Raw genomic sequence first — 19807 nt, 5'->3', positions numbered from 1 at the left:
GGAGGAGCCTTTGGAAATGGACAATACTCTAGCCGGCCGGTTCGTCGCCGGATTGGCCAAGGCGGTGGCGATTGCCGGTGGCCTGGTGCTCGTGGCAATTGTCGTGCTGATCGTGGTCAGCGTCATTGGCCGTTCGCTGAGCTGGGCAGGGCTCGGTCCGGTGCTGGGCGATTATGAACTGGTCGAGGCTGGCGTCGGCTTTGCCGTTTTCGCCTTCCTGCCCTGGGCACACCTGACGCGCGGCCATGCCGTGGTTGCCATCTTCACGGATATGCTGGGGCCGCGCTTCAATGCCTGGCTATTGGTGTTCTGCGACGCGCTGATGCTCGCGGTGGCGGTGTTCCTCACCTGGCGGCATGCCTTGGGCACAATCGACAAGTTCGACTATGGCGAAACGACGCTGCTGCTGCGCATGCCGCTGGGCTGGTCCTTTGCCGCCGGTCTGGTTGGCGCCGTCACTCTGATCATTGTCGCCCTCTATCTCCTTGTCCGCAGCCTGGCCGATGCCGTGGCCGGACGCGTACCAGCCGTTACTTCGGGAGCCTCCCATTGAGCAATGTTGAACTTGGGCTCTGGTCGTTTCCGGTCATCCTGCTGCTGATCTTCCTGCGCATTCCGATCGGCCTGGCCATGCTTGCCGTCGGTGTGGGCGGCTCGTATTTGATCACCGGCTCGTTCAATCCCGTGATGGCCCAGTTCAAGAGCCTGACTCACAGCACTTTCGCCAGCTATTCGCTGTCGGTGGTGCCGCTGTTCCTGCTGATGGGACAGTTCGCGACGCTGGGCGGTATGTCGGCCGCATTGTTCAAGGCCGCTGCAACCTGGCTTGGCCATCGCAAGGGTGGCGTTGCCATGGCGGCCATTGGCGCCTGCGCCGGCTTTGGAGCGATCTGCGGTTCGTCACTGGCAACGGCTGCCACGATGGGCCAGGTCGCGCTGCCTGAACTCAAGAAATATGGCTATTCCGGTGCCCTGGCGACGGGCACGCTGGCAGCCGGCGGAACGCTGGGCATTCTCATCCCGCCTTCGGTGATCCTGGTCATCTATGCCATCCTGACCGAGCAGAATATTTCCAAGCTCTTCATGGCCGCCTTCGTACCGGGCATCCTGGCAGCCATTGGCTACATGATAACCATCGCCATCTATGCGCGGGTGAACCCCGAGTCCGCAGGGTCGGCCGAGCGGGTGCCCTATCGCGAACGCTTCGCGGCGCTGGGCGGGGTCTGGCCAGTGCTTGTCGTCTTCATCGTGGTGATCGGCGGCATCTATAGCGGCCTGTTCACCCCCACCGAAGCGGCGGCCATCGGCGCGGCCGGCACAGCGATCATCTCGCTGGTCAACCGCAGCCTCAATGGCAAGAACTTCATCGAAGCCATCCTCGCGACAGCGTCGTCCACCGCCATGATCTTCTTGATCGTGCTGGGCGCCGCCGCGCTCAATGGGTTCCTTGCCATGTCGCAATTGCCTCAGGTTTCGGCCCAATGGGTCACCGCGCAGGGGTTCAACCCGTGGGTCGTGCTGATCGCAGTTCTGGTCCTCTACCTGATCCTGGGCTGCGTGATGGACTCGCTGTCCATGATCCTGCTCACCGTGCCGATCGTCTTCCCCATGATGATGGCGCTCGATTTCGGCCTGCCGCCGGAAGAGTTCGCCATCTGGTTCGGCATTCTCATTCTCATCGTGGTGGAGGTGGGGCTCATCACCCCGCCGGTGGGCATGAATCTGTTCGTCATCAACTCCATGGCCAAGGGCACCTCGCTTGGCCAGACCTACAAGGGCGTCCTGCCATTTGTCGCGAGCGATCTCATCCGCACAGCCATATTGGCCGGCTTCCCGGTCATCTCGCTGTTCCTGGTGCGCCTGCTCTACTGAAACTGCCTGTCCGCGCCCGTGGAGGCGGGCGCGGACAACGAAACTGCAACGCGCTTTCCAAGCGCAAACAAGGGAGTGAAACAATGAACCTATTCAAGACGGCATTGACCGGCGCCATCGCTGCGACACTGATGTGCGGCAGCGCGCTGGCCCAGGAAGTGACCATGCGCATCCACCAGATGCTGCCGGCACAGGCGACTATTCCTGCCCAGGCGATCGAGCCGTGGGCCAAGGCGATCGAGGAACAGTCGGGCGGCCGCATCAAGTTCGAGCTGTATCCGGCGATGCAACTGGGTGGCGCTCCGCCGGCCCTGTTCGACCAGGCCAAGGATGGCGTGGTCGATATCATCTGGACTGTGCTCGGCTATACACCTGGCCGCTTCCCCAAATCGGAAGTGTTCGAAATGCCCTTCCTGGTCACCTCTGCAGAGGCGACCTCGGTGGCGTTCCAGAAGTATGTCGAAGCCAATGCCATGGATGAGTTCGAAGGCGTTCACCTGATCGCCGTGCACACCCATGGCCCCGGCCTCTTCCACACGCAGAATCCTGTGACGAAGCTGGAAGACCTGGCCGGGATGAAGATCCGCGGCGGCTCGCGCGTGATTTCGGACATGCTTGGCCGGCTCGGTGCCGAACCGATCGGCATGCCCGTCCCGCAAGTGACCGAGGCCCTGTCCAAGGGCGTGATCAACGGCACAACCATTCCATGGGAAGTAACGCCATCGCTCAAGATTGCCGAACTGGTCAAGAACCACACCGGCTTTACCGGCGCTAACGGCCTCTACACCCAGACCTTTGCCTTCGTTATGAACCAGGCAAGCTACGACGCGCTGCCCGACGATCTCAAGGCAATCATCGATGCCAATTCCGGCGTCGAAACCGCTCGATTCTTTGGACGCGCCATGGACAAGGGCGATGCCGCCGGTGCTGCGATTGCCGTTGGTCTGGGCAACAACATCATCACGCTCGACGAAGCTGAAACGGCCCGCTGGAAGGCGGCTGCGCAGCCGACCATCGACCAGTGGTTTGTTGACATGGAAGCTCTGGGTCTCGACGGCAAGGCACTCTACGAGCAGGCCGTGTCGATGGTTGCGGCAGAATCGGCCCAGTAACCGATCTCGAAATCCTGACGACTTGAAGGGCGCCTCGGCGCCCTTCTTTTTGCCGACAATCAGGCGCGGTAGCCGACGTCGATCACAGCCTTACCGCTGGCGAGGCGCGAGACGCAGGCGCACATGCGGGTGCCCTCGTGCTTTTCCTCGGCGCTGAAGAAGACGTCGCGGTGGTCGATGGGGCCATCATGGGCGACGATATCGACGGCGCAGAGGCCGCATTCGCCGCGCTGGCAATCATAGATCATCTCGACGCCCGCCCCGAGCAGCGCCTCGAGCAGGGTCTGGTCGGGCCGCACCGAAACCGAGCGGCCAAGCCCCTGGACTTCGACAGTGAACGGCCCCTCGGCAAACAGGCCGCTATCGCCGAACACCTCATAGCGCAACCGGCCCATGGGCCGACCGGCAGCGGCCCAGGCGGCCTTGACCGCGTTGAGCATGTCGATCGGACCGCAGACATAGAGCTCACCATTGGCGGGCAGGGCGGCAATTTCGGCGGCAACGTCGATGCGCCTGCCGCTATCGCCGGCATGGATGGCGACACGATCGCCCAGCTCCGCCTCAAGCATATCGGCGAAGGCCATGACCGAGCGGCTGCGGCCACCATAGGCCAGCCGAAACGGAATGCCGCGCCGCTGCAGCGCCAGCGCCATGCCATAGATCGGGGTGATCCCGATACCTCCGGCCATCAGCAGGTAATAGGGCGCGCGCCAGGCCAGCTCGAAGCGGTTCTCCGGCACGCTGAGGTCGATCGCCGTCCCGGTTTCGAGAGTCCACATGAAGCGCGAGCCACCCCGGCTATGCTCGTGATGCTTGACGGCCACGCTGATGTGGCCGGCTGGGGCAGGCAGGCAGCTATAGGTGCGGATGGCCTGTCCTTCGCCCAGGCTCACGCGAAAATTGCTGTGCGAGCCCGGATCAAAGCGGGGCAATGCCCCTTCGACGGCGAATTCGAGCAGCCGCACATCGTCGGCGATGCTCTCTGCGCGGGTGACGATGCCCTGGCGCCATTCCTGTCTGTTGCGCATGGCGTTCCCCCTATTCGCCGACCAAAGCCAAAGCCGGCACGCGGCGCAGCAGGCTGCGATCCTGCTCGACAACGTATTCCAGGTTCTGACGGGCGAGCCGAGCATGCTCGCGCGCCAGTGCTTCGGCTCGGCCGCCCTCGCGCAGTTCGATGGCATTGACGATGGCCTTGTGCTGCGCCTGTCCGACCAGCAGCGACTGGCGGAAGGCCGGCACATCGGCCTGCTGGTCGAGAAAGGCGCTGGGCGAGGCAAAGGGCAGGCGCGTCACCCGCTCGATCTCGCGCCGAATAGTCTCACTACCCGACAGGCCCGCCAACGCCTCATGAAAGGCGGCGTTGAGTTCGACATAGCGGTCAAATTCCATGTCCTCGGGGCGGTCGCGCACCGTCTCGTCCAGCGCCCGCACCAGTTCCTTGATGGCGCGCAGACGGTTGGGTTGCACCCCGCGCTCGGCCGCTAGCCGCGCCGCCGTGCCTTCCAGCACGCCGCGCAGTTCGATGGCGTCGATCACCTCCTCGCGGGCAAAGCCGCGCACCGCGTAACCGCCCGAGGGGATGAGTTCGAGCAGACCTTCCTGCTCCAACCGGGCCAGGGCAGCGCGGATGGGCGTGCGGGAAATGCCGAGCTTTTCGGCAATCGCCACCTCGGACAGGCGCTCACCCGGGCGGGCATGGCCGCCCAGGACAAGGTCGCGTACGCCCATCAGCGCCTTCAGCGATTGCGGCTGCTGCCGCGTCTGGGGAGAGACGGCCATGATCTATTCTGCCGCCATGCGGTGTTGCTGCTCGTCCGATATCATCGCGTCGATCAGCTTGCGCGCCCACATCGAACCGGCATCGATATTAAGATTGTAGATGACGTGGTCCGGATTGTTGTCGATGGCGACCTGCTGGGCTTCCAGGATGCGCTCATCCTCGCGGAAGATGCCGGCCACGCCCTCGCGCAATTCATGGGTGCGACGCTGTTCGGAGGTCTTGTAGTTGCGGGCAAAGGCCCAGAAATAGTGGCAGGTCTTGTCGGTTTCGGGCGTGATGGTGTTGAGCACGAAGCCGTTGACGCCCTGGCTGCGATCACCCTCTGGAGCGCCCGTACCGGCCACGGCCACGCCGACATCGATGGCGATGGTGGCGGGCGCCTCGAAATTGATGATCTGCCAGCGATCGACATTGCCCGGTTTGCCCAGCTGTCCGCGCCAGAACGGGGGCGCATCAATGTCCTTCATCCATCGGGTGATCGTCGCGGTCTTGTCGGAATGGGTGGCGGTGAATGGCGCCTCGGCCACCGCACGGTTGCCGATGGACGAGCCGTGCACATAGGTCTCGTGCGTCAGGTCCATAAGATTGTCGATCACCAGCCTGTAGTCGCATTTGGCGTGGATCAGCTTGCCATCGGCCGCCCAGTCCGGGTGGTCGTTCCAGTGCAGGTCCGGGACCTTGGCGGGGTCGGCCAACGCCGGATCGCCCATCCACAGCCAGATGAAGCGGTGTTTCTCGACCAGCGGATAGGACACGACGCAGGCTGATGGATTGATGGTGTCCTGCGACGGCATGTATACACAGCGGCCGGCATCGTCGAATTCCAGCCCATGATAGCCGCAGATGACATTGTCGCCATAGAGCTCGCCCATGGAGAGCGGCAGCAGGCGATGCCAGCAGGCATCGGCCAGCGCCACCGGCGTTCCATCCTGTTTGCGGTACATAACCACAGGTTTTCCGCAGATTTTGCGCGGCAGTAGCTCACGCTTGATCTCGGTGTCCCACGCGGCCGCATACCAGGCGTTCATTGGAAATGTCTGGGTGGTCATCACTGGGCTCCTCTCCCTGCGAGCAATCTCGCGCACAATCAAATACCAGTTGTATACATTTTTCAAGAGCAAGCCTGTGCGACCATGGTCGCAGGCTCGCGTCTTGAGATCAGGGGAGCGGCGCCTTGGTCGGTTGCTTGAGCATGACGCCGCCCGACAGCAGGTCGATGCCTGTGCGCTGGCGCCAGGTGCCCCACAGCCCGTCTGGCAGGTAGAGGGCAAAGCCCACGGCGATGACGCCCAGGCCGGTGAGATACCAGACGCCGAGATCACCGAAGATTTCCTGCAAGAGGAAGAAGATGACGGCGCCGATGATCGGGCCTTCGAAGGTCTTGAGGCCGCCCACCAGCACCATGAACAGCATGAACACAGTCCACTGCACGCCGAAATTGGTGCGTGGCAGGAAGGTGATGGCGCTGGCCAGCCAGATGGCGCCGGCGAGCGCGCAGCCGAAAGCGGCCAGAACAAAGATGATCTGCTTGATCCGCATCACGTCGATGCCGATGGAGGCAGCGGCCTCCTCGTCGTCGCGGATAGCTTGGGCAGCAGCGCCGATCCGGCTGCGCAGCAGCCACAGGGTGGCCGAGAGCATGAGGGCCATGCTGCCCAGTCCCAGCCAATAGGTGAGATTGCGCCGCAGTTCGGGGTCGAAGGCGTTGAGGGCGAGCAGCGAGGTGCCGGTTTCCCCCTGCACCAGCGGATCGAACATCACCACGATGCGCAGCACCTCTGCGATGACCCACATGCCGATGGCGAATTCCCCGCCCTTGAGGCGCAGGGCGAAAGTGGAGATCGGGATGGCGACGAGGCCGGCGCCCACCGCGCCGATGACCAGCGCCAGATAGGGCGTCATCCCCGCATCGACGAGGCGCAGCGCCAGATAGCCGCCGACGCCGAAGAAGGCCTGCTGGCCCACCGACACCAGCCCGGCGTAACCGGCGAGCAGGTTCCACATCACCGCGAGCAGGATGTAGATGAACAGGGTGGTGAGTTTGTCGATCACCAGTCCGCTGGCCAAAGTGGGCAGCAGCGCCAGCACCACAAGCACGGCGGCGGCGGCGCCGACAGTCAGCCGCCCTGATCGGGTCCAGCGTTCAACGCCATAGGTGGTCATGACCTGCCCTCGCTGGTTGTTTGGGTTAGCTGCGTGACGGGTTTTGGCGGTGGGGCGGGCAGGCGCAGGGCGCCGCGCCAGCCACCCATCTCGCGGCTGTGTGCGAGGTAGAGCCGTGCGCCCAACACGCCGAGGAACACCAGATGTCCAGCTAGCTGGAAGCCTTGCGCCGAAATCGTCGCACCGAAGCTCTGTGCCACGCCCAGGACGATGCCGCCGATCAGCGTGCCCCAGAGCGAGCCGATGCCGCCGATCACCACCGCCTCGAAGGCAAAGATCAATTGGGTCGGGCCGGCATAGGGATTGATCAGCGCCCGCATGGCGAGGAAGGCGCCAGCAAGCCCGGCCAGTGCCACGGCAATCGCGGCTGCTGCGCGATGCACGGCGCGTGCATCGATGCCACTGAGCTCTGCCGCCTCCGGATCGCTCGCGGTGGCCCTGATGGCGCGGCCGAGTTTGGTGAAGCTCAGCACCAGTTGCAGTGAACCCAGAACCGCGACTGCCACGGCAAAGGTGATGACGGGCAGTTGACCGACGCTGATGCCGAACGGCAGCTGCCAACTGGCCCAGGAGAGGTTGCCGATGTGGTTGCCGAGCGATTCGGTATCAGAGCCGAAGAGGCCGAACATGCCGTTCTGCAGCACGGCACCGAGACCGAAGGTGGTCAGCAGCGGCAAAAGAAAGCCACCCTTGACGGTGCGGGCAAACAGCGTCGCCTGCAGCACCCAGCCGAGCAGCGCCATGACCGGCACAATGGCCGCCACTGCAACCCAGGGCGAGAGCCCCAGCACTTCCACGGCGAACAGCACCAGATAGGCGCCGAAAATGGCGAGGTCGCCATGCGCTAGGTTGATGAAGCGGACGACGCCGAACATCAGCGACAGGCCCGCAGCGAGGATGGCATAGTAGCCGCCGAGTAGAATGCCCTGGATCAATGCATCAAGCATGGGTGCTCTCCGGGTGCGTCAAGCCGAAATAGGCTTCGGTAATTGCCGGCTTGCCGAGCACGCGCGGTCTGCCCTCGAGCGCGATGCGCCCCTCGAGCATGCAGATCACCCGATCGGAAAAGGCCATGGCGCGATCGAGATCCTGTTCCACCACGATCATCGCCGTATCGCCGCGGCCCTTGAGCCCAGCCAGTTGCTCGTAGAGCCCTTCGATGGCCACGGGCGACAGACCCAGCGACACCTCGTCGAGCAGCAAAACCTTGGGATTGCTCATCAGCGCCCGCCCGATGGCCACAGCTTGCCGCTGGCCACCCGAGAGTCCGCCGGTCACGACGTTGAGCAACGACGTCAGCACGGGTAGTGCCGCCAATACGGTCGATAGCGTCCAGGCGCCCGAACGGCCGTTTTCGCCGGCCACCTGCAGGTTTTCCCGCACGGTCATGTCGACGAACAACCGCCGCCCCTCGGGCACCATGGCAATGCCGCCAGCCACGCGGCGAGATGCCGAAAGAGCGGTAACATCAACGCCATCAAGCGCAATGCTGCCAGAATTGGCGGAGTGTACCCCGGCCAAGGTTCGGAACAGCGTGGTCTTGCCCGCGCCGTTGGCGCCGATGACGCCGAGCACCTCCCCGGCTTCGACATCGAAGGAGACATCGCGCACCGCCGTCAGCAGGCCGTGCCCGGCAATCAGGTTGTTGACCGCCAACATCGTCATGCCCCCCCTCCCAGATAGGCTCGCCGCACTTCGGGGTCGGCCATGACCGCTTCGGGGCGTCCCTCGGCGATGACGGCGCCGGCGCTCATGCAGACCAGCCGGTCGATCACCTTGAGCAGCGCATGCAGGATGTGCTCGATCCAGACGATGGTCAGGCCATCGGCCTTGAGCTGGCTTATCAATGCGACCAGTAGATTGAGTTCGGCCTCGGTCAGCCCGCCGCCGATCTCGTCGAGGAGGATCACCCTGGGTCGGGTCGCCAGCGCCCGCGCCAGTTCCAGGCGCTTGCGGTCGAGCAGGCCCAAGGCCGCAGCCGGCCGGTTGGCATGGTGCAGCAAGGCCGTCCGCTCCAGCGCCTCGGCAGCACAATCCTCGGCCGCGCTGCCAGTGAGGCCGGCGCCGAATTGCGCCGCCGTCAGTGTATTTTCGAACACCGACATGCCCAGAAAGGGGCGTGGCACCTGATGGGTGCGGGCTATACCCGACCGGCACCGGGCTGCGGCGCCGGTGCCGGTCAGGTCGGCGCCGGCAAACCGCACTGTTCCGGCAGAGGGTAGGAGCGCCCCCGCCAATACCCCGAACAGTGTGGTCTTGCCTGCGCCATTGGGACCGACAATGCCCACCGCCTCGCCGGGGGCGACCGCGAAATCGACCGCATTAAGCACCTTGAAGGCGCCAAAGCTCTTGTCGATCCGGAAGGCCTCAAGCATGGGCTGGGCGATTGTCGGTGCTTCCGCCATGGTTCAGCCCTGCACCGTGTAAGCGGTCATTTCACCGGTCAACGGCACGAACGGATGGTCGGCATTGGAGACGATGGGCAGATCGAACTCCCATGGACCCTCTGTCGCCTTGACCCACTGCACGCCCACAACGCCTGTCGTGGCGCAATTGGGCACCGGGCCTGTAGTGAAATCGACGAGGCCAACGGCAGTCTCGGCTTTCAGTACCGAGAGAGCTTGTGCCAGCGAGGCCTTGTCCTTGGGGTTGCCCGAGCTGGCGAGTGCGGCCACGGCGGCATCAAGCAAAGACGCATTGGCGCCCACTTGTTGGTTCCACTGCTTGCCCACCATGGCTTCGTAGCCCTCGGCGATCACCCGGCTGGTTAGGCCCGTCGAGGGCGAGCTGAAGGGGAAGTGCTTGTGCCAATAGGCACCGGCATGGAGGCCGTAGCCCAGCGACCCCATGGCTTCGAGTTCGGCGGGGAACAACCCGGCCTTGGCGAGCTGGCAGATCTTGATCTGCTGGGCGAGCCCCTTCTGCGCCGCCTGCCGCCAGAATACCGGAAAGTCGGGCGGGAACGGGAAGGTGTTGAAGATCTCGCAGCCTTCGTCGCGGAACAGGTTGATCTGGGTGGAGAAGTCCGCCGTGCCATTCTCATACGGACCGGGATCGACGATGGTGAAGCCCGCCTTTTCCAGTTCCGGCAGCAGCAGGCCACGGATGGCGCCGCCATCGGCATCGTTGGGCAGCAACACGCCGACCTTCTTGTTGGTTTCGATCTTGCTCCACTGGTCGGCATAGAGCTTGGCAAAATTGCCCACGCCGAAGCAGAAGTGGTAGGTCCACTTGAACGGCGATGGCTCGCCCGGCTTGGCGCCGCGACCGAAGTAGAACGCCTCCCAGGGCGCGGTGGTTGTGAGGCAGGGCACGCCGGCGGCCTCGCAGGCATCGGCCACCGGATTGACAGTTTCGGGCGTCGCGGACGCCAGCATCAGGTCGATGGCTTCGCCATTGATCAGGTCCTTGGCGACCTGGCTGGCCCGCACCGGGTCGGACTGGGTATCGGCCAGCACGAGCTGGATGCCGTAGCGCTTGTCACCGACCTGGACGCCATCGGCCATATTGCGGTTGAACTGCTCGATTAGGAAGGGGTCGCCTTCGCCGAACACCCCGAGCGGGCCGGAGCGCGGCCCGATAAAGCCGACGCGGATGACCTCGTCGCCCTGGGCGAAGGCCGAACGGACGCTGGCGGGCAGCGTCAGCGCCGCTGCAGCGCCGCCCGCGACGGCGCCAGCCGTCTTGATGAAGCTGCGCCGGGTGACACCCCTGCTGCTAAGGGTCTTGTAGATGCTCATGGTTTCCTCCCTGGATTTTTGAGCGTGGTGCGGACCGGCCTCCCAACCGAACCGCGTCAGTAAAAGATGTTGGTCAGGCGGCGTGCCGCCGGACGAAGGCCCCCGCCTCATTGATCGAGGCCATGCCTTCTTCCAGCATGGGTGCGAAGAGCTGCCAGGAGTGGCACATGCCCTCCCAGACCTTGAGTTCGGCGCGGCCACCGGAGGCCTTGATGCGCTCGACCACAGTGACGCTGTCGTCGAACAGCAATTCCCAAGTGCCGACATGCACGAGTACCGGTGGCAAGTTGGCGAGGTTGGAACTGAGCGGAGTGACCGAAGGCGAGCGCGGATCGCCAGGCCCCACATAGGCAGCGGTGAACAGGTCGGCCAATGGCCGGTTCACCAGCGGCGCGTCGGCATTGGTGGTGTGCGAGGCCAGATCGCCCGCCAGATCAAGGGCCGGGGACATCAGGGCGATGCTCGATGGCAAAGCCAGGCCGGCATCGCGGGCACGCACCGCCGTCGCCAGCGCCAGGTTGCCGCCGGCCGAGTCGCCTGTCAGTGAGATGCGACCGGGCGCATAGCCGGCATCGAGCGCCCAGCGATATGCCGCCAGGCTGTCGTCATGCGCGGTCGGCGCCGGATGTTCGGGCGCCAGCCTGTAGTCGACACTCAGCACAGTGGCGCCGCTCGCCTTGGCGAGGTGGGTCGCGATGGTGCGGTGCGAACGGGGCGAGCCGAAGAGGAAGCCGCCACCGTGATAGTAGATCACCAGCCGGCTCTCGTCGCCGCCGGGCAGTCGGATCAGCTCGGCCGAGCAGGGTCCCACCGAAATCGTCTCGATCATGGCGCCTTCGGCGATCGGCGTCTGGGCGTTGATCGCTTCGAACCACTCGCGCAGTTGCGGGGGCGTGGCGTTGGCCGGTGGCGGATTTTCGGCGCTGAGCTTGAGAATGAAGTCGAGCTGTTGCTTGGACATGGTGGTCCCCTCAGATGTAGGTCGATGCCAGCCCGCCATCGATGGGCAGGTTGATCCCGTTGATCCAGCGGGCGGCATCCGAAAGCAGGAAGGTCACGGGCGGCGCGATCTCGTCCCCGAAGCCGGGTCGCTTCATGCGCGGCGCATCGTTGGCGACGCGCTCTTGGCCCAGCATGGTGACGAAGTCGCCCAGGATGGGGGTGAAGACCGGGCCGGGCGCGACGCAGTTCATGCGGATGTCGGATTTCAGGAACCACTCCTGGGCGCGGGCAAAGGTCCAGACGATCAGGGCTTCCTTGAAATACTGGTAGCAGGTGTCTTGTGGCACGGGGTTGGCCGCCAGCCACGCTTCGCCTTGGGCGAAGCCATCGACATCAGCCAGCGCCTTGTGCAGGGCCAGCCGCTGCTGCCACTCGCCGCCCAGCACGGAGGCGAAGTTGACGATCGACGCGCCGGGTTTCAGCCGTTTGACCACGCCCTCCGTCAGGTGACGCAGGCCGAGATAGTTCACCCGCCCGACCAGGTCACGGGGGGAAGTGCCGGGAACGCCGGCGGCGTTGACCAGCCCGTCGAATTTCTCCGGCAGCGCGGCGATCGCCGCATCGATGTTGGCGGGATCACCCAGATCGGCCTTGACGAAGCCATCCAGCGTGATGAGCGGGTCGTTGCGGTCGAGGCCGATGACGCGGGCACCCGAGAAGCGGGCGAGCCGGACAACTTCCCCGCCAATGCCCGAGGAGGCACCGGTCACGACAATGGTTTTGCCTGAAAGGTTCATGGCAGCATTCCTTTGGATTCAAAGATCAGAACGGGTAGGCGGTGGCCTGGTCCTTGACCGAGATCCACATCCACTGGGTAAATTCCTCGATATCGGCCGGCCCGCCGATGCGGCTGCCATTGCCCGATTTGCCGCGTCCGCCGAAGGGGGCGAAGGGGCCGCCATTGACCGTCTGGTCGTTGATATGGAGCTGGCCGACATTGAGCTGCTCGCCCAGCGCCAGGGCGCGGCCGGACGCGGCCGAGATCACCCCGGCGGCGAGGCCATAGTCCGACATATTGGCGATCTCGACCGCCTCGGCATCGGAGCCGAAGCGCACGATACAGGCGACCGGCCCGAAGATTTCTTCCTCAAAGGCGCGCATGCCCGGCTTGACGCCATCGAGCACGGTGGCGGCGTAGAAGCGGCCGTTATGCGTGCCGCCAGCAAGCAGCTTGGCACCCTTGGCGACGGCGTCATCGACGATGGCCTGGATGGTCGCGACCTGCCCGTCAGAGATGATCGGACCCAGCGCAACACGGCCCGAAGACGGATCGCCGGCGGGCAAGTGGCTGGCCTTGGTCACCAGCCTTTCAGTCAGCGCTGCGGCGATCGAGTCATGGGCGAGGATCAGGCCGGTGGCCATGCAGATCTGGCCCTGATGCAGGAAGGCGCCCCAAGCGGCATTGGAGGCAGCGATATCGAGATCGGCATCGTCGAGCACGATCAGCGCATTCTTGCCGCCCAGTTCGAGCTGCACCTTCTTGAGATGCTTGCCGCAGAGCTCGCCCACCTTTGAGCCGCCTTTGGCCGAGCCGGTGAAGGACACCATGGCGATGTTGGGATCGGTGCAGAGGGCCTCGCCGGCATCGGCGCCGCCGGGCACGATCTGCAGCACGCCCTTGGGCAGACCGGCTTCCTCGAAGATGCGGGCGATGATGATGCCGCCGCTGATCGGGGTACGCGGATCGGGCTTGTGGACGACGGCGTTGCCCAAGGCCAGTGCAGCCGCGATGGCGCGGACCGAGAGCACCAGCGGGAAGTTGAACGGCGAGATCACGCCCACCACGCCATGCGGCACGCGCTTGGCGTAGTTGGTGCGATCGTCAAAGCCGGAGAGCACGAGGCCGGTGGGCTGCGTGGCAAGGCCTGCCGCATGGCGGATGAACAGGGCACCATGCTCGATCTCGATGCTGGCCTTGGGATGGATCGAGCCGCTTTCGCGCATGATCCAGCCGATCAGTTCCTCGCCATTGGCCACCAGCAGGTCGGCCGCCTTGTTGAGGATGGCAGCGCGGGCGGTGGGCAGCGTCTTGGCCCAGGCCTTTTGCGCCTGTCGGGCCTCTGCGGCGGCGCGGGCGATGTCGGCGGGGCCGCCCAGGCCGACGCTGGCCAGCAGCGCATCTGTGGCGGGGTCCCGCACGTCGATGGCGCCGGCGCCGGTCGCCTGCCAGTCGCTGAACAGCGCCTTGCCGGTCCACTTCTCGACGGCAATGAAATTGGGGCTCTGGATATTCATGTCGTGCTCCTCCTGCTGCCGCCATTGCGGCCATGTTCCTCGGACCGGCCTGTGCCGGCTTGCCGCATTGGATGGAGAAGGCGTGGGGTGACGAGGCCTGCCACGAGGCAAGCCGATAGCGTTGGCGAACAAGCGGTTTTCCGCCCGTCGCATTGGCCGTCACGAAGACCAGATTGGTCGATGTCCTCCCACGCCCGCTTCCTCAAACGGGGCTTGTCGACACAATTGCAAAGGCCGTGCCAGATGGGATTTTGGGCTGTGGAGCCAGTGAGCGTCCCGATGCAATGCCGAATGACTGCAAGCACTTGAGGGGTGCTGGCAGGGTGCTCGGGGAGCACATGGGAGGGGAATGGCCGGCGACCCCACCTGACCGGGAAGTCACCATTTCATCAAAACCGTCTCGACCAGTTCATGAAATCGTGAAATCGTGACTATGGGAGGAGCGTCCGATGAACAAGGCCGACCGGTTGATTTCGCTGGCCGAGGCGTCGCGCCAGGCAGAGGGTATTCTCAGTCGCGGCGCCAGCAGCGAGCTGGGAACCGGCGCGTCGCCCACTTTCGAGGACCTGACAGAGGTGCTGCATTTCGCCCTGGGCGATGGGCGCATCTGGTTGAACGATCAGCGCGTGGTGCTGATGCAGTCCTCGGTGCTTGGTCGCATCCGCGAGGAAATCATCGACGCCTTCGGCACCGACACCGCCCGCGCCATGTTCATGCGTATTGGTTACATGCAGGGTGTGCGCGATGCCGAGCTGATCCAGAAGCGCTGGCCGCAGGAGGACCTGACCCACGCCCTCGCCGCCGGCCCCCGCGTCCATACGCTAGAAGGCTTCGTCAAGGTAACCACCAAGCATTTCGAGTTCGACAGCGACAAGGGCACCTATTTCGGCGAGTTCCTGTGGGACGATTCCTCCGAAGCCGCCGAGCATCTGGCGAGCTACGGCGTTTCCACCCAGCCAGTGTGCTGGCTGCAGACGGGGTATCCCTCGGGCTATACGAGCAAGCTCTTCGGCAAGCCGGTGATTTTCCGCGAGGTCGAATGCGTCGGCATGGGCGCCAAGCGCTGCACGGTGATCGGCCAGAATGCAGAAGCGTGGGAAAAGGACGCGCCTGAACGCGAATATTTCGGCCTCGGCTGGAAGAACCGCCGGACCTATGCCGTGCCCCGCCGCCCCCAGGAAGCCGAGGAGGACGCAGCGCCACCGCCGGCCAGCGGCGATGTGGCGGTTGGCGTCTCCGCCAGCTTCATGCGCACAAGGCACCTGTTGCAGAAGGTGTCCGTGACCGATGCGACCGTGCTCTTCGTCGGCGAATCCGGCGTCGGCAAGGAGCTGTTCTCGCGCCAGCTTCACGAATTGAGTGCGCGGGCCGAAGGCCCATTCGTCGCCATCAACTGCGCGGCCATTCCCGACAATCTGGTAGAATCCGAACTCTTCGGCGTCGAGAAGGGCGCCTATACCGGCGCCACCAGCTCCCGCGCCGGCTATTTCGAGCGTGCCTCCGGTGGCACGCTGTTTCTCGACGAGGTCGCATCGCTCGCCTATTCGGCGCAGGGCAAGCTGCTGCGGGCGCTGCAGGAACGGGAGATCGAGCGCGTCGGCGGCAGCCGCACCATCGCTGTCAATGTGCGCGTTGTCGCCGCCTCCAATGTTGATCTCGCCCAGGAAGTGGCGGCCGGCCGGTTCCGGCAGGATCTCTATTTCCGCCTCTGCGTCTTTCCAGTGGTCATTCCACCACTGCGTGAACGGCGCGATGACATCCCGCTGCTGATGGCGCATTTCCTGCGGCTCTATGCGGCTCGGCATGGCCGCAAGATCCACGGCTTCACCCGCCGCGCCACCGAGGCCCTGCTCAAGTATGACTATCCGGGCAACATCCGAGAGCTGCAGAACCTGATCGAGCGCGGCACCGTCTATGCCGACAATGACGGGCATATCGACGTCGTGCATCTGTTCAGCGGCTCCGAGCTCCTGCCGCCCTTTTCGGTCCGCCTGTCCCAGGATGGAAGGTTGGACCAGCAGCCCTTTGGGGATCCGCCTGCGCCGGCCGGCTCGTTCGAAGACATGGAGCGCGACATCTATCGCAAAGCCCTGCAGCGGAATGCCGGCAATGTTTCGGCCGCCGCCCGCGATCTCAAGCTGACCCGTGCCAGCCTGGACTACCGGCTCGGCAAGCTTGGTCTATCGCCAGGAGCCAAGGTCAGCGGGTGATCAGCCGGGCAGGTTGGCCGCGTGTCTGTCCCGTCAGAACCGGAGCTGCGCCAGCAGCAGACCGGCGAGCCGAAGTCCGGCCCCGGCATTGATGACGACCGTTGGCAGCGTCAGCCATTCCAGGGTCCAGGCCGAGCCGGACCGTTCATTTTCATGGATCATCGCCTGCTGAACTGTCCCCACCAGGCCCGCATTATACCGCGCCAGCGCAACGAGCACCTCGGCATTGACCGGATTGGACTTGTGCGGCATCGACGATGAACCGCCGCCTCCAGCAATAGTCACAGCGGCGATCTCGTTTTGTGCCAGCAGGCTGATGTCGGCGCCGATCTTGCCAAGCGTGCCGGTGAGCAGGCCCAGCAAGGACGCAAATCCGATCAGCGGGTCGCGCGCTGATTGCCAGGGTTCGGCAAGGCCCAGATCGAGGTGCCTGGCCAGGCCGCGGGCCACCGCCTCGCCATGTTCACCAAAACTGCTGCGATCGCCGATTGGACCGCCGAGCTGGATCACCAGCAGACTCCGGCGCGCAGCGTGCAGGGCGGCGAGGTGACGACGGAGTGGGGCTATCCAGGTGGCAAGCTTGGCGCCCACCGTATAGGGCAGGGCCTGCTGCATGCGGGTATGGGCCATCAGCGGCTGGGTCCCATGACGCGCGTCAAGCCGCTCGATACTTTCCAACACACCGGACAGGCGCTCGATCAGAACCGCAATGGCCTGAACAAGCTGAAGCACCAGGGCGGTGTCGATAGCGTCCTGGCTGGTGGCTCCCTTATGCACTGTTGCTGCATGCGGTTCGGCGATGGTCTTGCGGATTTGGGCGACGAGGGCCGGCACGACGACCCCGTCCCGGGCGATTCCTGTCGACAGGTCGTCCCAATCGGGTACGAAATCCTCAAGCCCCGCTGCGATTGCGTCCGCTGCGCTACGGTCGATCATGCCCGCATCGGCCTCGGCCCGGGCCAGGGCCAGTTCAAAGCGCAGGATGGCCGCGAGCTGAGCGGTATCGCTCAGCAGCGCCTCGATTTCTTCATCACCCGCCAGGGTGCTGAGCAATGTTCGTTTCAGGGTCATCGGCGCAGACTAGACCCGCTCGAGGGCGATGGCGATGCCTTGGCCCACCCCGATGCACATAGTGGCGAGTGCCCGCTTCTTGCCGGTGAGCGACAGCTGCAGCGCTGCCGTCCCGGTAATGCGTGCGCCGGACATGCCCAGGGGATGGCCGAGAGCAATGGCGCCGCCGTTGGCATTGACGTGCTCGGCGTCCTCCGCAATGCCGAGTTCCCGCAACACGGCGATGCCCTGGCTCGCAAAGGCTTCATTGAGTTCGATCACATCGAAATCGAGGGCCGACATGCCGAGCCGGGCACACAGCTTCTGCGTCGCCGGCGCCGGGCCCAAGCCCATGATGCGCGGCGGAACGCCAGCCGTGGCCCCACCAAGAATACGGGCGATCGGGGTCAGGCCATGTTTCTTGGCAGCAGCTTCGCTGGCAATGATCAGCGCGGCGGCGCCGTCGTTGACGCCCGAGGCATTGCCCGCAGTCACGGTGCCGTTGGGAAACAGCGCCCGCAGCTTGCCCAGTGTTTCCATGCTGGAACCAGCGCGCGGATGCTCGTCCTTGTCGACGCTAAGGGGGTCGCCCTTCTTCTGCGGAATACTGACCGGCACGATCTCCTTGCCCAACCGGCCATTGGCCTGGGCAGCGACGGCCTTGTCCTGGCTGCGGACGGCGAAGGCATCCTGCGCCTCGCGGCTGACGCCAAATTCCTGAGCCACGTTCTCGCCGGTCTCAGGCATGGAATCGACGCCATACTGTGCTTTCATCAGCGGATTGACGAAGCGCCAGCCGATGGTGGTGTCGTAAATCTCGGCATTGCGCGAAAAAGCGCTGTCGGCCTTGGGCAGCACGAAGGGTGCGCGCGACATCGATTCAGTGCCGCCAGCAATGATCAGCTCCGCCTCACCCGACTTGATGGCACGGGCTGCCGCGATCACCGCATCCATGCCCGAGCCACAGAGGCGGTTGATGGTGGTGCCGGTGACGGAGACCGGCAGGCCCGCCAGCAGCAAGCTCATGCGGGCGACGTTGCGATTGTCTTCCCCGGCCTGATTGGCATTGCCGAAGATCACATCGTCGACAGCGGCCCAATCGACACCCGTATTGGTGGCCATCAGCGCCCTTAGCGGGATGGCGCCCAGATCGTCGGGACGGACCGAGGACAGCGCGCCGCCGAAGCGGCCGATGGGGGTGCGCAGATAGGCACAGATGAAGGCTTCGGCCATATCAGAGCTCCGGTACGATAAGGTCGCCGACTATGCCGTCGATGACGAGTTCTCCGCCGGTGACGGCTTGCAGGTCATCCAGGCTCAATGCCGCCAGCTTCTCGCGCAGCACGAACCGGCCGCCCTCGATGTCGATGACGGCAAGACTCGTATAGACGCGCGTGACGCAGCCAACGCCGGTCAGCGGCAGGCTGCAACGCTTCACCAGCTTGGGCTTGCCGTCCTTGGTGACATGATCGGTGATAACGGCCACGCGCTTGGCGCCGTGCACCAGGTCCATGGCGCCGCCCACTGCTGGAACGCCTTTGGGGCCGGTGCTCCAGTTGGCCAGATCTCCGGTTTCGGCAACCTCGTAGGCACCCAGGATCGCCACATCGAGATGGCCGCCACGCACCATGGCGAAGCTGTCGGCATGGTGGAAGAAGGCTGCACCGGGCTTCAAGGTCACGGCCTTTTTGCCGGCATTGATCAGATCCCAGTCTTCCTCGCCTTCGGCCGGAGACTCGCCGAAGTTGAGGATGCCGTTCTCGGTATGGAAAATCGCCTCGCGGCCCGGCGGCTGGAACTTGGCCACCATCTCAGGAAAGCCGATGCCCAGGTTCACATAGGCGCCATCGACAATATCCTGCGCGGCCCGCCAGGCGATCTGGGCGTTGGAAAGCTTGGAGGTCATCAGTGGGCCACTCCGGCGCGCATCAGCGCCTCTTCCTGCTGGGCATCCGATATCTCGACGATGCGGTTGACGAACAGGCCTGGGGTGATGACCTGTTCCGGGTCGATTTCTCCCGGCTCGACGATCTGCCTGGCCTGCACAATGGTGACGGCCGCCGCTGCCGCCATCAGCGGCGAGAAATTGCGCGCCGCCTTGCGATAGGTGAGGTTGCCCTGCCGGTCGGCCAGTTCGGCCTTGATGATCGCGACATCGGCCTTGAGCCAGCGCTCCTGCACATACATGCGGCCGTCGAACTCGGCGGTGGGCTTGCCGGCGGCAAGATCGGTGCCGTAGCTGGTGGGCGTATAGAACGCCGGAATACCGGCGCCGCCGGCGCGAATGCGTTCGGCCAGGGTGCCCTGCGGCACCAGTTCGAGTCCGATCTGGCCGGCCAGGTATTTCTCGGTAAAGGCACGCGGATCCGCCGAGCGTGGAAACGAGCACACCATCTTGGCGACCATGCCGGCATCGATCATCGCGGCGATGCCGATCCGGCCATTGCCGGCATTGTTGTTGATGATGGTGAGATCCTTGGGGCTGCCGGTCGCGCGGAAGCGGTCGATCAGCGCGTGGATCAGCTCTATAGGCGCGCCGGAGCCACCAAAACCGCCGATCATGATCGTCATGCCATCGGCAATGTCGGCGATGGCTGCGGCCATAGTGGCCACGGACTTGTCCATTGGAATTTCCTATGA

General features: G+C 64.5%; 19 protein-coding genes. 4 read left to right on the top strand and 15 right to left on the bottom strand.

Translation table 11 applies throughout. The features are described from left to right. The first annotated feature begins 16 nt into the window (after nt 1-16). The 3 genes from IM737_RS12345 to IM737_RS12335 all read left to right on the top strand — a co-directional run bounded on the left by IM737_RS12345 (nt 17) and on the right by IM737_RS12335 (nt 2984). Nucleotides 17-553, top strand: a complete 537-nt coding sequence (locus tag IM737_RS12345) for a TRAP transporter small permease (RefSeq protein WP_236894234.1) — start codon at nt 17-19, stop codon at nt 551-553. After that, nucleotides 550-1872, top strand: a complete 1323-nt coding sequence (locus IM737_RS12340; protein WP_236894233.1) for a TRAP transporter large permease — start codon at nt 550-552, stop codon at nt 1870-1872. The genes IM737_RS12345 and IM737_RS12340 overlap by 4 nt, the downstream gene beginning before the upstream one ends. An 83-nt stretch (nt 1873-1955) precedes the next feature. Then, a complete protein-coding gene (locus IM737_RS12335) occupies nt 1956-2984 on the top strand; it encodes a TRAP transporter substrate-binding protein (RefSeq protein WP_236894232.1) in 1029 nt (342 codons plus the stop codon). Nucleotides 2985-3043: 59 nt separating this feature from the next. Here IM737_RS12335 and IM737_RS12330 read toward each other — a convergent pair whose 3' ends face one another. The 11 genes from IM737_RS12330 to IM737_RS12280 form a co-directional block, all read right to left on the bottom strand. Continuing rightward, entirely contained in the window at nt 3044-4012 is a 969-nt protein-coding gene (locus tag IM737_RS12330) for a PDR/VanB family oxidoreductase (protein ID WP_236894231.1), read from the bottom strand. Between the two features lie 10 nt (nt 4013-4022). Continuing rightward, entirely contained in the window at nt 4023-4766 is a 744-nt protein-coding gene (locus IM737_RS12325) for a GntR family transcriptional regulator (RefSeq protein ID WP_236894230.1), read from the bottom strand. A gap of 3 nt (nt 4767-4769) precedes the next feature. Continuing rightward, nucleotides 4770-5816: an aromatic ring-hydroxylating dioxygenase subunit alpha gene (locus tag IM737_RS12320; RefSeq protein WP_236894229.1), complete on the bottom strand. Its 1047-nt coding sequence runs from the start codon at nt 5814-5816 to the stop codon at nt 4770-4772. A 109-nt stretch (nt 5817-5925) separates the two neighbouring features. Beyond that, nucleotides 5926-6930: a branched-chain amino acid ABC transporter permease gene (locus IM737_RS12315; protein ID WP_236894228.1), complete on the bottom strand. Its 1005-nt coding sequence runs from the start codon at nt 6928-6930 to the stop codon at nt 5926-5928. Beyond that, a complete protein-coding gene (locus tag IM737_RS12310; protein ID WP_236894227.1) occupies nt 6927-7877 on the bottom strand; it encodes a branched-chain amino acid ABC transporter permease in 951 nt (316 codons plus the stop codon). The genes IM737_RS12315 and IM737_RS12310 overlap by 4 nt, the downstream gene beginning before the upstream one ends. Continuing rightward, complete coding sequence (locus IM737_RS12305) at nt 7870-8595, bottom strand: ABC transporter ATP-binding protein (RefSeq protein ID WP_236894226.1); 726 nt, start codon at nt 8593-8595, stop codon at nt 7870-7872. The genes IM737_RS12310 and IM737_RS12305 overlap by 8 nt, the downstream gene beginning before the upstream one ends. Next, entirely contained in the window at nt 8592-9335 is a 744-nt protein-coding gene (locus tag IM737_RS12300) for an ABC transporter ATP-binding protein (RefSeq protein ID WP_236894225.1), read from the bottom strand. Before IM737_RS12300 ends, IM737_RS12305 begins: the two co-directional genes overlap by 4 nt. A gap of 3 nt (nt 9336-9338) precedes the next feature. Next, nucleotides 9339-10670 (bottom strand): ABC transporter substrate-binding protein, encoded by a 1332-nt coding sequence (locus IM737_RS12295; RefSeq protein WP_236894224.1) that lies wholly within the window; start codon nt 10668-10670, stop codon nt 9339-9341. Between the two features lie 73 nt (nt 10671-10743). Beyond that, on the bottom strand, nt 10744-11631 hold the full coding sequence (locus IM737_RS12290) for an alpha/beta hydrolase (RefSeq protein WP_236894223.1): 888 nt from the start codon (nt 11629-11631) through the stop codon (nt 10744-10746). 10 nt (nt 11632-11641) lie between these two features. Beyond that, nucleotides 11642-12409, bottom strand: a complete 768-nt coding sequence (locus IM737_RS12285; protein WP_236894222.1) for a coniferyl-alcohol dehydrogenase — start codon at nt 12407-12409, stop codon at nt 11642-11644. A 25-nt stretch (nt 12410-12434) separates the two neighbouring features. After that, nucleotides 12435-13907 (bottom strand): benzaldehyde dehydrogenase, encoded by a 1473-nt coding sequence (locus tag IM737_RS12280; RefSeq protein ID WP_236894221.1) that lies wholly within the window; start codon nt 13905-13907, stop codon nt 12435-12437. Nucleotides 13908-14356: 449 nt separating this feature from the next. Between IM737_RS12280 and IM737_RS12275 the strand changes: the two genes are divergently transcribed. After that, nucleotides 14357-16117 carry a sigma-54-dependent Fis family transcriptional regulator gene (locus IM737_RS12275; RefSeq protein WP_236894220.1) on the top strand — a complete coding sequence of 587 codons (1761 nt, stop codon included), beginning with the start codon at nt 14357-14359 and terminating at the stop codon, nt 16115-16117. 33 nt (nt 16118-16150) lie between these two features. Here the strand turns inward: IM737_RS12275 and IM737_RS12270 are convergent, their stop codons facing one another. Genes IM737_RS12270 through IM737_RS12255 form a run of 4 tightly spaced genes read right to left on the bottom strand, consistent with a single transcriptional unit; the run spans nt 16151 to nt 19792 of the window. Continuing rightward, nucleotides 16151-17188, bottom strand: a complete 1038-nt coding sequence (locus tag IM737_RS12270) for a 3-carboxy-cis,cis-muconate cycloisomerase (protein WP_236894219.1) — start codon at nt 17186-17188, stop codon at nt 16151-16153. A gap of 9 nt (nt 17189-17197) precedes the next feature. Then, nucleotides 17198-18400, bottom strand: a complete 1203-nt coding sequence (gene pcaF / locus IM737_RS12265; RefSeq protein ID WP_236894218.1) for a 3-oxoadipyl-CoA thiolase — start codon at nt 18398-18400, stop codon at nt 17198-17200. Between the two features lies 1 nt (nt 18401). Continuing rightward, the gene (locus tag IM737_RS12260) at nt 18402-19073 is read right to left on the bottom strand and encodes a 3-oxoacid CoA-transferase subunit B (RefSeq protein WP_236894217.1); all 672 of its coding nucleotides are present in this window, start codon (nt 19071-19073) and stop codon (nt 18402-18404) included. Continuing rightward, entirely contained in the window at nt 19073-19792 is a 720-nt protein-coding gene (locus IM737_RS12255) for a 3-oxoacid CoA-transferase subunit A (protein ID WP_236894216.1), read from the bottom strand. The genes IM737_RS12260 and IM737_RS12255 overlap by 1 nt, the downstream gene beginning before the upstream one ends. Nucleotides 19793-19807: the final 15 nt, after the last annotated feature.

The organism is Devosia sp. SL43 (genome assembly GCF_021729885.1).
In the GTDB taxonomy this organism is placed as follows: domain Bacteria; phylum Pseudomonadota; class Alphaproteobacteria; order Rhizobiales; family Devosiaceae; genus Devosia.
Note: the sequence above shows the minus strand (reverse complement) of the source record. Positions and strands in the feature narration are given on the sequence as shown.

What these genes read in the sequence shown, in the direction of transcription:
- IM737_RS12280 (WP_236894221.1), bottom strand. Translation starts at nt 13,907, where the DNA reads ATGAATATCCAGAGCCCCAATTTCATTGCCGTCGAGAAGTGGACCGGC.
- IM737_RS12305 (WP_236894226.1), bottom strand. Translation starts at nt 8,595, where the DNA reads ATGACGATGTTGGCGGTCAACAACCTGATTGCCGGGCACGGCCTGCTG.
- IM737_RS12325 (WP_236894230.1), bottom strand. Translation starts at nt 4,766, where the DNA reads ATGGCCGTCTCTCCCCAGACGCGGCAGCAGCCGCAATCGCTGAAGGCG.
- IM737_RS12315 (WP_236894228.1), bottom strand. Translation starts at nt 6,930, where the DNA reads ATGACCACCTATGGCGTTGAACGCTGGACCCGATCAGGGCGGCTGACT.
- IM737_RS12330 (WP_236894231.1), bottom strand. Translation starts at nt 4,012, where the DNA reads ATGCGCAACAGACAGGAATGGCGCCAGGGCATCGTCACCCGCGCAGAG.
- IM737_RS12285 (WP_236894222.1), bottom strand. Translation starts at nt 12,409, where the DNA reads ATGAACCTTTCAGGCAAAACCATTGTCGTGACCGGTGCCTCCTCGGGC.
- pcaF (WP_236894218.1), bottom strand. Translation starts at nt 18,400, where the DNA reads ATGGCCGAAGCCTTCATCTGTGCCTATCTGCGCACCCCCATCGGCCGC.
- IM737_RS12295 (WP_236894224.1), bottom strand. Translation starts at nt 10,670, where the DNA reads ATGAGCATCTACAAGACCCTTAGCAGCAGGGGTGTCACCCGGCGCAGC.
- IM737_RS12335 (WP_236894232.1), top strand. Translation starts at nt 1,956, where the DNA reads ATGAACCTATTCAAGACGGCATTGACCGGCGCCATCGCTGCGACACTG.
- IM737_RS12275 (WP_236894220.1), top strand. Translation starts at nt 14,357, where the DNA reads ATGAACAAGGCCGACCGGTTGATTTCGCTGGCCGAGGCGTCGCGCCAG.
- IM737_RS12255 (WP_236894216.1), bottom strand. Translation starts at nt 19,792, where the DNA reads ATGGACAAGTCCGTGGCCACTATGGCCGCAGCCATCGCCGACATTGCC.
- IM737_RS12270 (WP_236894219.1), bottom strand. Translation starts at nt 17,188, where the DNA reads ATGACCCTGAAACGAACATTGCTCAGCACCCTGGCGGGTGATGAAGAA.
- IM737_RS12260 (WP_236894217.1), bottom strand. Translation starts at nt 19,073, where the DNA reads ATGACCTCCAAGCTTTCCAACGCCCAGATCGCCTGGCGGGCCGCGCAG.
- IM737_RS12345 (WP_236894234.1), top strand. Translation starts at nt 17, where the DNA reads ATGGACAATACTCTAGCCGGCCGGTTCGTCGCCGGATTGGCCAAGGCG.
- IM737_RS12320 (WP_236894229.1), bottom strand. Translation starts at nt 5,816, where the DNA reads ATGACCACCCAGACATTTCCAATGAACGCCTGGTATGCGGCCGCGTGG.
- IM737_RS12290 (WP_236894223.1), bottom strand. Translation starts at nt 11,631, where the DNA reads ATGTCCAAGCAACAGCTCGACTTCATTCTCAAGCTCAGCGCCGAAAAT.
- IM737_RS12300 (WP_236894225.1), bottom strand. Translation starts at nt 9,335, where the DNA reads ATGGCGGAAGCACCGACAATCGCCCAGCCCATGCTTGAGGCCTTCCGG.
- IM737_RS12310 (WP_236894227.1), bottom strand. Translation starts at nt 7,877, where the DNA reads ATGCTTGATGCATTGATCCAGGGCATTCTACTCGGCGGCTACTATGCC.